Here is a 12,826-nt window from a genome sequence, read left to right on the forward strand (position 1 = left end):
CACGGGCGAACACATAGGTTCGCCCCTACACAGGAATAAATAGATTTTGGAAAATCAATAAAAATAAAAGTGCGGTAAAAAATCATTAATTTTTCACCGCTCTCTTTGCCCGTAGGGGAAGACCTATGTGTCTGCCCGAAACAATATTTTCCAAACAACAAATGGGAAAATAAACACGGACGAACACATAGGTTCGCCCCTACGCAGGAATAATAAATCTCCCCTGCCCCCTCTTTACAAAAGAGGGGAACATTCCATCGGGAATAAATAGATTTTGGTAACAATTAACAAAAAAAGAGCGGTCAAAAATAATTAATTTTTTCAGAAATAAATTATTCTCCCACTAACTAATCCCCCTCTTTTGTAAAGAGGGGTTAGGGGAGATTAACAAACAACAAAAGGAATCCCCAATGCGAATAAACGAATCCACCATTGAAAATCTCGCCATTGAACAGTTGAAATCCCTTGGTTGGCAATATGCCTATGGCAAGGAGGTGTTGGCTGAGCTGGCTTACCCTTGGCGGGAGAGCCTGAAAGAAGTGGTGCTGAAGCCCCATTTATTGCAAAGTTTACGCAAAATTAACCCGCACTTGCCCGAGGAAGTTTTGCTGGATGTGGTGCAGTTGGTGTGCAAAAGCGATATTTTGCCAGTGGAAGAACGCAATAAGCAGTTTTACCAGCTGTTAAAGCAAGGGGTAAAGGTGCGTTATCAGCAAAACGATCAGGAAAAGCACGATGTGGCGCTGTTGGTGGATTTTAAACAGCCTGAAAATAATCTTTTTTATGTGATCAATCAGTTCGATATTCAGGGCAATAAAGGCAAGCGGATTCCCGATATTTTGTGCTTTGTGAACGGTTTACCCTTGGTGATTTTTGAGCTAAAAAATCCCTTTAAGGTGAATGCGGATTTGGATCGTGCCTTTAATCAACTACAAACTTATAAGCACGAAATTGACGATCTTTTTGTGTTTAATCAGCTAATGGTGATTTCAGATGGCACAATGGCACGGGTGGGGTCGCTCACGGCAGATTTTCAGCGTTTTTTGCCGTGGCGTGTGGTCGATGAAAGCCAAAAAAGCCAGCGTGTGAAATTCGAATATGAACTTGAAGCCTTGTTGAAAGGGCTGTTTTCTCCGCAAACTTTGCTCGATTATGTGCATAATTTTGTGGTGTTTGAAAGCGATAACAAAGGGCGCACGGTGAAAAAAATTGCCGCCTATCACCAATTTTATGGCGTGAATGCAGCGGTGGAAGCCACCATTGGCGCGCAGTTAAGCGATAGCCGTAAAATTGGCGTGGTATGGCATACGCAGGGTTCGGGCAAATCCCTTTCTATGTTGTTTTATGCAGGCAAACTGATCAGCCAGCCTGAATTGAAAAATCCCACCATTGTGGTGGTAACGGATCGCAATGATTTAGACGGTCAGCTTTTCGCCACATTCAGCCAAGATCAAGATATTATTCGCCAAACACCAATTCAAGTGGAAGATCGCGAAGCCCTGCGTATGGAATTGGCAAAACGGGAAAGCGGTGGGATTATTTTTACCACCATTCAGAAATTCGGCTTAAATGAAACAGAAAGCCAATTCCCTGTGCTGAATACAAGGCACAATATTATTGTGATTAGCGATGAGGCACACCGTTCGCAATATGGTTTTCACCAAAAAGTGAATGCGCAAGGGGCATACCGCGAGGGCTATGCGAAATATCTGCGCACTGCCCTACCCAATGCGAGCTTTATCGGCTTTACTGGCACGCCCATCAGCCTTGAAGATCGTGATACACAAGATGTGTTCGGCAAATATATTTCTATTTATGATATTCAAGATGCGGTGAACGATGGCGCAACTGTGCCGATTTTCTATGAACCGCGTCAAATTCGTCTAAATGAAAGCGAGGACTTTGGGCAAGCGGTGGAAGAAGCGCAAACAATACTTGATGATGACGAAAATAGCTATGCGTTCCGTGTGCGTGAGCAGTTAATGGGCAGTGATTCGCGAATCAAAAAATTAGCGGAAGATTTAGTGCAACACTTTGAAAAACGCAACGAGCTAATTGAAAGCAAGGCGATGGTGGTGGCAATGAGCCGCCGAATTTGCGTGAAACTCTATGATGAAATCGTCAAACTTCGCCCAGATTGGCATAGCGATGATGTCAATCAAGGGGCGATTAAGGTGATAATGACGAGCAGTGCTTCAGATTCTGAAAGTATGCAAGCCCATAGTTATTCTAAGCCTGAGCATAAAACCTTAGAAAAACGCTTTAAAGATCCTGATGATCCGCTCAAAATCGTGATCGTGCGTGATATGTGGCTGACAGGATTTGACGCGCCTGTGTGTAATACAATGTATATCGACAAGCCAATACAAGGACATAATTTAATGCAGGCAATTGCGCGGGTAAACCGTGTGTTCCGCAATAAAAGCCGTGAAAATGGCGGGCTAATTGTGGATTATGTGGGCTTGAAAGAAGAACTGAAAGCCGCCACGGAAGAATATACCAACGCAGGTGGTAGTGATCAGGTGAAAACCGATATTGAGCAAGTTTTTCAAAAAATGTTGGAATATCTGGACATTATCCGTGGACAATTTGCTACGCCAGTTGGAGGCAAGATTTTTGATTTAGCCCACGCCTTGCAAGAGCGAAATCCGAAGCAATTACTTGAAGCCATTGGGGCTGCCGCAAATCATATTGAAGCCTTAGATCATCAAGAAAAGAAACCCGATGATCCACAAAGTGCGGGGGAAATTTCGCAAGATTTTGCTAAAAAGGTCAAAACACCGCGCAAAAAAGCCTTTTTAGAGGCGGTTTCGCTCGCCAAAAAAGGCCTTGCCCTTTGCCGTTCTATGGCTGAAGCCCAGCATTATGAGCAAGAAATTGCATTCTTTGATGCGGTGCGTGCCACCATTATCAAAACGGCAAATCAGCAAGGTTCGCCAAGTTCGCCAAAAGAAAAGCAAATCAAGCTCGTCCACCTGCTCAATCAAGCGGTGCAATCAGACGGCGTAGTAGATTTATTTGAATTAATGGGTGAAGAACACCCTGATATTTCCATTCTTTCGGACAATTTTCTAGGTATCGTTGAAAAAAGTGGCAAGCCAAATTTATGGGCTTCTGCCATTGAAAGTTATTTAAAACGGGAAATTCGCGACAAAGCAGGCAATAATATTGCAGTGCAAAAAACCTTTGAAGAAAAACTCAAAGAAGCGCTGAATCAGTATAACGCGCATAATTTAACCGTGATCGAGGTGATCAAAGAATTATTAAAACTTGCAAAAGAATTGCAAGATCAGCTCAGCAAAGGGCAAGAATTAGGCCTTAGCACAGCGGAACTGGCGTTTTACGATGCTTTAAGCCAAAACCAAAGTGCGGTGGAAATTTTGGGCGATGAAGTGTTGCTCAATCTCGCCAAAGAAATCACCGATAAATTGAAAAAATCCGTTACCATAGATTGGCAGTATAAGGAATCCGTGCGAGCGAAAATGCGTGGGCTGATCAAAAGAACGCTTAGAAAATATAAATATCCACCTCCTGACGAAGGACCAGAACCAGTTGAATTTATCATTCAACAAGCCGAATTGGTGGCAGACGAGCTAAGTAAAGCATAATTGATGGATAAAAAATAGGCTTAATCATTAAGCCTATTTTTATTGTTAATATAAAAAGTGCGGTGGTTTTTTCACGTATTTTTTATTTCAGATTTTCCATTCTTTTACGGCTAGCTTTTACAAGATTGTATTCATTCAATAAATGTATTTTAGCCATAATTTTGTTCCCCAAACACCTTCCCAAACGGCACAATCTCAATGACTTTGCCATCAACAATCATTTTATCTTCCTGATCAAAGGTAACGATAACGCCTTGCTCCAATTTAAAGAAATTCATCGCATCAACTAAGCCGTCCCGTTCTCGGGCGATATTTTCGGCGTTTAGCTGCCAACAGACTTGGATAAGCTGTGTTGGGGCGCTGTTTTGGCAGACCACGAAATCGCATTCTTTGTTGTTTTCATTGTAGTAATACAGCTCGGAAAATTGTCGTCTAAGTTCCCAAAATATGGCATTTTCCAATTTTCTGCCGAGATCTCGGCTGAAAGATGGGCTAATTACACGCTGTAAACCATTGTCGATAAAATAGACTTTTCGTGGGTTAGCGAGCTGGGTTTTGTAGGAATAAGCAAATTTTGGTAGCAAATGGATCACATAGGCTTGCTCTAAATGCGAAAGATATTCCTGTACGGTGGAAGTGCTTTTTACTTCAAGGCTTTGCTTGAGTTTATTTGCACTGATTAAATTGCCCACGTTACCCGCCAGAAAAAGTAGCAGACGCTTCATCGCACGTTCGTCACGAATGCCGAAACGGACGATAATATCGCGGTATAAAATATCGTTAATCAATGCGTTTAAAATCTCATCTTCATTAAATTGCAGATATTGCGGAAAACCGCCGAGAGTCAAATAATCTGAGACCGCCTCGGCATTTTTTGCCTTGCCGAGAAATTCGCAAAATTCCACAAAAGAGAAAGGGAAAAGTTCTTTGCTAATGTGTCGCCCTGTCAGTTTTGTGCCGAGCTCACGGCTGAGCAAAGAGGCATTAGAACCCGTTGCCACCACTTGATAGCCCTGATCAAGTTTGCCACGCACATACACTTCCCAGCCGTCAATCACTTGGATTTCATCAAAATAGAGTGTTTGAATCTGTGGGTTTTCTGCAATGATTTCATCGAGTAAGGCAAAATCGCTAAACTCAAAATTAAAAAGTTGCGGGGTATCGAAGTTGAGAAAAAGATAATTATTTTCTGCTTGTTTCTTAATAAGTTGAGTGAGCAATGTGCTTTTCCCACTACGACGAATACCCGACACTACCAAAGCAAAATTAGGCAGAATTTGGATTTTTTCCAGTATTTTGCGTGGATAGGTCTGCTGCGATAATAACTGCTGTTGCTGGGTTGTAATAGCTTGACTAATTTCTGATTTTAACAGCATAAACTAATTCCTTATCAATCTGTTCGTTAGTAACAAACAAAAGTGTTTGATAATAATGAAAGCTATTTTATGCTAAAAATAGAGAGAAAAGCAAAGTGTTTGTTGCTATCGAATATTAGTGTTTGATAGTAATAGATACCTTTGTTTTTCTTCAATTCTTTTTGAGATTTTGCTCTTATCTCAACGAAAAAATGTCATATCGCTACATTTTTTCTAAGGAAAACTACAGCATAGCAATTTTTGATAATAAGGTGGAATTAAAGCACAAACACAATGCGAAATTGTTAGAACTGCTGAATCCGAGTTATAAATCAAACTAAAAAATGCCGTCGAAAAAAATTTTTCCAGACGGCATTTTGTATTACAAGCTTGGTAAGACTTGCTTAATTGCTTGCAAAAGAGAAGAATCTTTTTCTTTTAACTTTCGCATTAGCCACTTTTCAAACTCGTCTTTTCTGGTACTTTTTAGTAAACTAGCCGTTTTCGATAAAAGCCCTTTATTTTCATAAATTGTTAATAATTCATCAATATTCTCACTATCTAAGCATTCTTGAATTTTATATCCCATATCTGAAATCCAAATTTCTATCATTTTTTCTGTTAAATTGTTAATTGCTGAAACCAATTGTTGTTTCATTGTTTCGCTTGTTGTAGATTCTGATACATCAACGTTTTTCAGATAATCATCAATATTTCGTTGAACTCGTTTAATAACAAATTGCTCTCGTTTGTTATTGTATAGTAAATCATTAGAAATGAAATCGTATAATCCTTTCTTAAATTCAGTCATTTTATTATTTAGTTCAAGATCATTATATCCTTCCATTTTTAAGATCTCTACTGCAATAGAAGATAAACTAAAAATGTTTTCGATCTCAGAAACACGTAATACTTGAATATTTAAAGAATTTAAATATTCAATTTTAGATTCGTCTCTGGCATCACGATCAACTATACCTGTACATTTTAGGTTTAATAATGGCATATCTTTATTTAATTTTTGTAATGAAGAAACTGCTTGAATCACATCTTTACAAGAACCTCTGGGAATTACAGTCCATTCAGGGTAACAGCAACGGTAAGTTTCTATATCCAAACTCGAATTATTTCCTTCAATAAATAGAATAGGCTTACGACTACCTAAAATTAATGTAATTGTATGCTCATCAAACTCACTATCAGGCATTTGAGAAATATCCCACGCAGGATCGGGGAAGTAATTACGAATAACATATTTTTTAGCTGAACGAGTTGCTGCAAATTCAATATCATGCGTAATCATTAAAAATGAGCAATCAGGGCGAAGTTGTTCAATCTGATCCCATAAATTTGAGATAATAGACTTATGAATATGTAATTCAGGTTCATCAAAAATTAAAACGGAATTTTCATTAGCTGCTATTACCTGCCCCAAAATATAAAATACAGCTCGTTCACCATCACTCATTTCTGATGCGGAGTATTTTAAATTTTCATTATCTATTCCAGACACCTGAATATTATCTGCTGTAATATGTAATTTTCTATGTGGCAATAAAATTTCCCATGTTTCTTTTAATTGATAAAATTTAGATTTTTTTATTTTGGTAGTTTTTCCTCCCAGATTATCCTGATAAAAATCAATGGCTATATTAGCCTGTTCTGCAAATAAATATTGGAGTAAACTATCAAAATCATTCAATAATGCCACGCTTGCATTACTATGCCATCTCCATCCGTTTCTATTCCATAAAGTGCCAGAATCCGATCCATATTTAAGAAGTTTTTTAGCTTTATCTTCTGTAATTTTTTGAAGATCTGATTTTAATGTTAATGCTCTATGCGCAGCAATTCTATGTGCCTTTTCGCCTAGTTTTTCTTCTAAGTAAACAGCTAGTCTTGTTTTTCCTGAACCATTAGCGCCAATAATGATTGTAGTCTCGCTAGATTTAATAGTTAATTCTTCACTTTGTTGTTCTGAATCTAATTCAGATTTCTTAGGTATATGTACTTTTTCTTCAAACATATTCTTTTCCTTATTAAATAACTCAAATTTTAACCTTGTATAATGACACATTCATCATAAAATCTTTAAAAACTCCCTCAGGCTCAAACATTCCACCCCGTCAAACGCATTTCCATCAAATTCGTCAATCGTTACCACCTATTTCGGGTAGTTGTATTGGATTTTCAGCAGGTTGCCGAGTTCTCACCCTAGTGTTTTTTTCTTCGTTAATGGTCAGCTCGGCTTGTACATAAATGCGTTCACCGTTTTTTCTGCGATGAAGTCGATTTCTAGGCTGTTTAAACCACCGATTTTGGAATTGTAACCTGCGATTTGTAGATGATTGAAAATCGTGTTTTTAAGCAGTTTGCCACGATCTTGCAGACGGTAGCCGATTAAGGCATTGCGTAAACCCAAATCTTCAATATTATCTTACAGGCAACAACATTGCAGTGCAAAAAACCTTTGAAGAAAAACTCAAAGAAACCCTGAATAAATATAACGCGCATAATTTAACCGTGATCGAGGTGATCAAAGAATTATTAAAACTTGCAAAAGAACTTCAAGATCAGCTCAGCAAAGGGCAAGAATTAGGTCTTAGCACGGCGGAGCTGGCGTTTTACGATGCCTTAAGCCAAAACCAAAGTGCGGTGGAAATTTTAGGCGATGAAGTGTTGCTCAATCTCGCCAAAGAAATCACCGATAAATTGAAAAAATCCGTTACCATTGATTGGCAATATAAGGAAAATGTACGAGCAGAAATGCGAAGACAGCTAAAAAGAACGCTCAGAAAATATGGATACCCACCAGAGAACAAAGATGAAGCCATTGAGTTTATGCTCAAACAAGCCGAAGTGGTGGCAGATGAGTTGAGTAAAGCGTAGCATTGAGGCAGAAAAAAGAGCTAAATTTAAGATTTAGCCCTTTTTATCACTTTGTTGAAGCTAGGCGCTTTCGCGTTTAAACAAAGAAAGCAGAAAAAAGAAAGTTGCGCTAATCACCACAGAAGGGCCTGCGGCAGTGTTGTAGAAAGCGGAGAGCATTAAGCCAAATGATACGGCAAGAATGCTGATGATGACGCCAATCGCTACCATTGCTTCTGGAGTACGGGCAAAACGCCGTGCGGTGGCGGCGGGGATAATCAGCAAGGAGGTGATGATTAAAGCACCAACAAATTTCATACTTAAGGCAATGGTTAAAGCGGTTAAAATCATTAATACAAAACGCATTTTGCGAATGTTAATGCCTTCCACTTGCGCAAGCTCTGGGCTAACCGTGGTGGAAAGCAGTGGTTTCCAGTAATACCACAAGCAGCCCACCACCACGAGAACACCAATGGCGATAAGATAAAGATCCTCATAGCTAATCGCAAGTAAGTCTCCAAATAAATAATTCATTAAATCCACCCGCACATTTTGCAGCAGCCCCACGGTGACTACGCCTAAAGAAAGGCAGCTGTGTGCAATAATGCCGAGCAAGGTGTCCACGGAAAATTGCGTGTTGCTTTCTAGCCAGACCATTCCTAAGGCGAGCAAGAGCGTGAGAATTAAGATGGTTAGGTAAGGATCAACTTGTAAAAATATCCCGATTGCCACACCCAACAAAGCGGAATGGGAAAGCGTATCGCCAAAATACGCCATTCTTCGCCACACCACAAATGCCCCTAGAGGTGCGGTGATAAACGAGAGCAAAATACCCGAAAGCCAAGCGGGAAGTAAAATCTCAAACATTTCAGTTCCTTAATGATGCTTTTTGTGTTCGCATTGTTGCGATTGAAAATTTTTGCCGCAGCACACATCGCCGTGCATATTGTGTTTGTGATTATGATGATGAGTATAAAGGGCAATATTTTGCGAAAATTGGTTACCAAAATAATGCATAAATGTCGGATCATTCGACACAATTTCAGGCGTGCCGGCACAGCAAATATGTTGATTAATACACAGCACTTCGTTGGTGTCCGCCATCACAATATGTAGATCGTGCGATACCATCAAAATCGCACAATTTAGTTGTTTTCGTGTTTGATGAATGAGCTGATAAAGCTCCGCCTGCCCAGTAATATCCACCCCTTGTGTGGGTTCATCTAACACGAGCAAATTCGGTTTATTCAAAATGGCCCTAGCGAGCAACACCCGTTGCATTTCACCGCCCGATAGCTTTTGCATTGCATTTTGCTTTAAATGGGAAATGGAAAGGAGAGCTAACGCCGCTTCAATCTCAGATTTACTCACACCCTTTTTTAAAGCAAGAAATTTTTCTACCGTTAAAGGTAAGCTATGATCAAGATGAATTTTTTGCGGCACATAGCCAATACGCACATTATTGTGATAAATCACTTCACCCGAACTTGGCTTAATCAATTTGAGTAAGACTTTGAGCAAAGTGGATTTGCCACCACCATTCGGGCCTACAATGGTGAGAACGGAATCAGAATAAAGAGATAAGTTAATGTTTTGTAAGACATTTCGTTGTTCAAATTGCACATTAATATTTTTTAATTCAATTAATGGCTGTTTAATGGCGTGAATTTGCATTTTATCTCTATACATTACGAAAAATTGGCTTAAAATAGCCCATTTTGTCGGATTTAACAAGTTTCTCATTGAAATGCTTAGAATTTATTCAGTTAAATCCTTTTCAGCAAGTGCGAATGAATTTTTTAGCACTTCATAGGTCTTAATAGAATGCAAGTTTTAATTAGTATATAAAAGGAAATAGGTAGTGCAGCACGTTAAACTAGCAAGGGATAGACGAAAAAGAAAGTCGCGAATTAAGGCGGCGGTCTTCCTTTTGGCGATATTATCTATTTTCATTGGCATTGTATTAAGCGTAAAAGACAATGCAAAAACCGATCCGCTTGCGGTATCTTCGGACGAAGTGCAGTATAAGCCACTCAATGAAACCGAAGAAGCCCCTCAACCACAAACCAATAGCGAATTTCAGGATATTCAAGCAAATGAAAATATCACCGAACATTCGCAAGAAAATCAAAGCGATAGCACAAACACAGAAAAACCAAATTCTGATGAAGCCACCTCTTATGACGATGATCTGCAAGGTAAAGATGATGAAGTTGAGCAAGTCAATCTTGATGATGAAGATGAATTTGCCGATTTGCCTGAAGACGCCAAAAACGCCGTTAATGACTTACTTGATGTAGCAGATCAAGCCATTCGCATCAAAGATCAATTTAGCCATACCGTGGTAAAAGGCGATAGTCTGAAAGATGTGCTAGAGCAATCTGGGCTAGAAGATGAAACCAGTAAAACCCTTATTGCTGCTTATCCCGAGCTAAAAAATCTTAAAGCGGGACAGCAATTCTATTGGATTTTAGATAAAGACGGCGAATTAGAATACCTAAACTGGCTAGTTTCTGAAAAAGAAGAACGAATTTATGAACGCACTGCGGAAGGCAAATTTAAACGCCAAATCTTGCAGAAAAAAAGCGTATGGAAAAAAGAAGTGCTAAAAGGGCAAATCAAAGGCTCATTTTCTAGCAGCTTAAAAGCACAAGGGCTAAATTCAAAACAAATAAGCCAATTAGGCAGCGCTTTGCAATGGCAAATTAGTATGAAAAAACTCAAACAAGGTGATAAATTTGCCGTGCTCGTTTCCCGTGAATATTTGGATAACAAACTCACCGGGCAAGGTAATGTGGAAGCCATTCATATTAGCTCGGGCGGAAAAAGTTACTATGCCATTCAATCTAGCAATGGTCGCTATTATAATCGTCAAGGGGAAACCCTTGGTAAAGGCTTTGCGCGCTACCCTATGCAACGCCAAGCGCGTGTATCCTCGCCATTCAATCCAGCAAGACGCCACCCTGTTACAGGGCGAATTCGTCCACATAACGGCGTGGATTTCTCAATGGCAATCGGCACACCGGTTATCGCCCCTGCTGATGGTATTGTCGAAAAAGTGGCATATCAAGCCAACGGTGCAGGGCGCTATATTATGATCCGCCACGGTCGTGAATACCAAACCGTTTATATGCACCTAAGCCGCCCATTAGTCCGAGCGGGGCAACGTGTAAAACGGGGTGAACGCATTGCCCTTTCCGGCAATACCGGGCGTTCAACTGGCCCACATTTACATTATGAATTTCATATTAACGGTCGCCCGGTTAATCCGCTCACGGTGAAATTGCCGGGTACAAGTAGCCAAATGTCCACCGCTGAACGCAAACAATTCTTGGTGAAAGCCAAAGAAGCAGAGCGTAAATTAAAAATCTAAGCAAAAAATAAGTGCGGTGCTTTTTGATAAAATTTTTGCAAAAAGCACCGCACTTTTGTTTTGCTAAAAATTTGCTATGAATATTGATAAGCCTTGAATAAGGCACTAATCGAAAATCTCTAGGCTTTCCCAGATTTCGTCCACGCGTTTAACCACATCAGGATCTTTTTTAATAGGAATGCCCCACTCGCGGTTAGTTTCGCCCGGCCATTTATTGGTGGCGTCAATGCCCATTTTAGAACCTAGCCCAGCAATCGGCGAGGCAAAATCCAAATAATCAATGGGTGTGTTTTCCACAATGGTGCAATCGCGCGCAGGATCGCTACGCGTGGTGATCGCCCAGATCACATCTTTCCAATCTCTAGCGTTAATATCATCATCACACACGATGACAAACTTGGTGTACATAAATTGGCGTAAGAAAGACCAAACGCCCATCATTACACGCTTAGCGTGGCCAGCATATTGTTTTTTCATCGTTACCACCGCAAGACGGTAAGAGCAACCTTCAGGCGGTAAATAAAAATCCACAATTTCAGGGAATTGCTTTTGCAAAATCGGGATAAACACTTCGTTTAACGCTTCGCCCAAAATCGCTGGTTCATCAGGCGGCCGCCCGGTATAAGTGGAATGATAAATCGGGTTTTGCCGCATTGTTATATGGGTAACGGTAAACACGGGGAAATATTCTTGCTCATTGTAATAGCCCGTGTGATCGCCATATGGCCCTTCTAAAGCGGTTTCATTCGGATCAATATACCCCTCTAGCACAATTTCAGCACTGGCAGGCACTTCAAGATCATTGCTCACCGATTTCACCACTTCCGTTTTGTTGCCACGCAGTAATCCAGCAAACGCATATTCAGAAAGGCTATCCGGCACAGGCGTTACAGCGGCCAAAATCGTTGCAGGATCAGCGCCTAATGCCACCGAAACAGGAAAAAGTTTATCTGGATATTGTTCTTTCCATTCTTGAAAATCTAATGCGCCCCCACGGTGCGAGAGCCAACGCATAATCAATTTATTTTTGCCGATTAACTGTTGGCGGTAAATACCCAAATTTTGTCGTTTTTTATTCGGCCCTTTAGTAATGGTTAGCCCCCAAGTGATAAGCGGTGCGATGTCATCTTTCCAACATTGCATAATCGGCAAGCGGTATAAATCCACGTCATCGCCTCTGAGTACAATATCCTGACAAGGTGCTTTGCTTAACACTTTCGCTGGCATATTTAGCACTTGTTTATATTGTGGCAAGGTTGACCATAAATCCTTAAACCCTTTTGGTGGCTCTGGCTCTTTTAGAAAGGCGAGCAGTTTTCCTACTTCACGCAAGGCGGACACATCATTCTGCCCCATTCCAAGCGCCACGCGCTTTGCCGTGCCAAATAAATTGCACAGCACGGGCATCTCAAATCCTTTTGGATTTTCAAATAATAACGCTGGCCCACCAGCACGCAAAGTGCGGTCGGAAATTTCGGTCATTTCCAAATAAGGATCGATTTCTTGCGAAATGCGTTTTAATTCGCCTTGTTCTTCTAACAGCTGCAAAAAATCGCGTAAATTCTTATATTTCATCAATGCTTACTCAATGCAAAAATTAATGCTTCATTGTTATAAAGATC

Annotated in this window: 8 protein-coding genes and 1 pseudogene; 3 read left to right on the forward strand and 6 right to left on the reverse strand. The window is 40.3% G+C overall.

Translation table 11 applies throughout. The features are described from left to right. The first annotated feature begins 410 nt into the window (after positions 1-410). Positions 411-3,608, forward strand: a complete 3,198-nt coding sequence (locus tag ELZ61_RS08475) for a type I restriction endonuclease subunit R (protein WP_126372915.1) — start codon at positions 411-413, stop codon at positions 3,606-3,608. Between the two features lie 149 nt (positions 3,609-3,757). On the opposite strand, the gene ELZ61_RS08480 is transcribed toward ELZ61_RS08475, so the two are convergent. From ELZ61_RS08480 to ELZ61_RS10810, 3 genes and pseudogenes are all read right to left on the reverse strand, one after another. Then, positions 3,758-4,984, reverse strand: coding sequence for an ATP-binding protein (locus ELZ61_RS08480; RefSeq protein WP_126372917.1), 1,227 nt, complete (start codon positions 4,982-4,984; stop codon positions 3,758-3,760). 361 nt (positions 4,985-5,345) lie between these two features. Then, positions 5,346-6,989: an AAA family ATPase gene (locus ELZ61_RS08485; protein WP_126372919.1), complete on the reverse strand. Its 1,644-nt coding sequence runs from the start codon at positions 6,987-6,989 to the stop codon at positions 5,346-5,348. A 54-nt stretch (positions 6,990-7,043) separates the two neighbouring features. Beyond that, positions 7,044-7,391: pseudogene (locus tag ELZ61_RS10810) on the reverse strand (ATPase); the annotation flags it as partial. A gap of 29 nt (positions 7,392-7,420) precedes the next feature. On the opposite strand from ELZ61_RS10810, the gene ELZ61_RS08500 reads away from it, so the two are divergent. After that, positions 7,421-7,852 (forward strand): type I restriction enzyme endonuclease domain-containing protein, encoded by a 432-nt coding sequence (locus ELZ61_RS08500; RefSeq protein ID WP_241969682.1) that lies wholly within the window; start codon positions 7,421-7,423, stop codon positions 7,850-7,852. 60 nt (positions 7,853-7,912) lie between these two features. On the opposite strand, the gene znuB is transcribed toward ELZ61_RS08500, so the two are convergent. Continuing rightward, positions 7,913-8,698: a zinc ABC transporter permease subunit ZnuB gene (znuB, locus tag ELZ61_RS08505; protein ID WP_126372924.1), complete on the reverse strand. Its 786-nt coding sequence runs from the start codon at positions 8,696-8,698 to the stop codon at positions 7,913-7,915. A gap of 9 nt (positions 8,699-8,707) precedes the next feature. Continuing rightward, the gene (gene znuC / locus ELZ61_RS08510; RefSeq protein WP_103853113.1) at positions 8,708-9,505 is read right to left on the reverse strand and encodes a zinc ABC transporter ATP-binding protein ZnuC; all 798 of its coding nucleotides are present in this window, start codon (positions 9,503-9,505) and stop codon (positions 8,708-8,710) included. A gap of 187 nt (positions 9,506-9,692) precedes the next feature. On the opposite strand from znuC, the gene mepM reads away from it, so the two are divergent. Beyond that, on the forward strand, positions 9,693-11,204 hold the full coding sequence (gene mepM / locus ELZ61_RS08515; RefSeq protein ID WP_103853112.1) for a murein DD-endopeptidase MepM: 1,512 nt from the start codon (positions 9,693-9,695) through the stop codon (positions 11,202-11,204). A 105-nt stretch (positions 11,205-11,309) separates the two neighbouring features. Here the strand turns inward: mepM and ubiD are convergent, their stop codons facing one another. After that, positions 11,310-12,779, reverse strand: a complete 1,470-nt coding sequence (gene ubiD / locus ELZ61_RS08520) for a 4-hydroxy-3-polyprenylbenzoate decarboxylase (RefSeq protein WP_126372926.1) — start codon at positions 12,777-12,779, stop codon at positions 11,310-11,312. Between the last annotated feature and the right edge of the window lie 47 nt (positions 12,780-12,826).

The organism is Avibacterium volantium (assembly GCF_900635775.1).
Lineage (GTDB): Bacteria > Pseudomonadota > Gammaproteobacteria > Enterobacterales > Pasteurellaceae > Avibacterium > Avibacterium volantium.